Genomic DNA, 977 nt, shown 5'->3' with positions numbered 1-977 from the left:
GCGCCGACGGTACGACCGCCTTCACGGATAGCGAAACGCAGACCGTCTTCCATCGCGATGGTTTTGATCAGGGTAACAGTCATCTGAATGTTGTCACCTGGCATTACCATTTCAACGCCTTCTGGCAGCTCGCAGTTACCAGTCACGTCAGTAGTACGGAAGTAGAACTGTGGACGGTAGCCTTTGAAGAACGGAGTGTGACGGCCGCCTTCTTCTTTGCTCAGAACGTAAACTTCTGCGGTGAACTTGGTGTGCGGCTTGACCGAACCTGGCTTGACCAGAACCTGGCCACGCTCAACGTCGTCACGCTTGGTGCCGCGCAGCAGCACGCCGCAGTTCTCGCCAGCACGACCTTCGTCCAGCAGCTTGCGGAACATCTCAACACCGGTGCAGGTGGTGGTGGTGGTGTCACGCAGACCAACGATTTCCAGGGCGTCTTGAACGCGGACGATACCACGCTCGATACGACCGGTAACAACGGTACCACGACCCGAGATCGAGAATACGTCTTCGATTGGCATCAGGAACGGCTTGTCGATAGCGCGCTCAGGCTCTGGGATGTAGCTGTCCAGAGTCTCAACCAGCTTCTTGACAGCGGTGGTGCCCATTTCGTTGTCGTCTTTGCCTTCCAGCGCCATACGAGCCGAACCGATGATGATCGGGGTGTCGTCGCCTGGGAAGTCATAGGTGGACAGCAGGTCGCGAACTTCCATCTCGACCAGTTCCAGCAGCTCAGCGTCGTCTACCAGGTCAGCCTTGTTCAGGAAGACCACGATGTACGGAACGCCAACCTGACGGGACAGCAGGATGTGCTCACGGGTTTGTGGCATCGGACCATCGGCGGCCGAGCAAACCAGGATCGCGCCGTCCATCTGGGCAGCACCGGTGATCATGTTCTTCACGTAGTCAGCGTGACCTGGGCAGTCGACGTGAGCGTAGTGACGAATGTTCGAGTTGTACTCGACGTGTGCGGTGTT

General features: G+C 57.5%; 1 protein-coding gene. It reads right to left on the bottom strand.

Annotated elements, in window-relative coordinates; genetic code table 11:
- Positions 1-977 (bottom strand): elongation factor Tu (gene tuf / locus UB48_RS26855; protein WP_045202410.1); only part of this gene is annotated, 977 nt, incomplete at both ends.

The sequence above is a fragment of the Pseudomonas sp. 2(2015) genome, assembly GCF_000955865.1.
GTDB lineage: Bacteria > Pseudomonadota > Gammaproteobacteria > Pseudomonadales > Pseudomonadaceae > Aquipseudomonas.
Note: the sequence above shows the minus strand (reverse complement) of the source record. Positions and strands in the feature narration are given on the sequence as shown.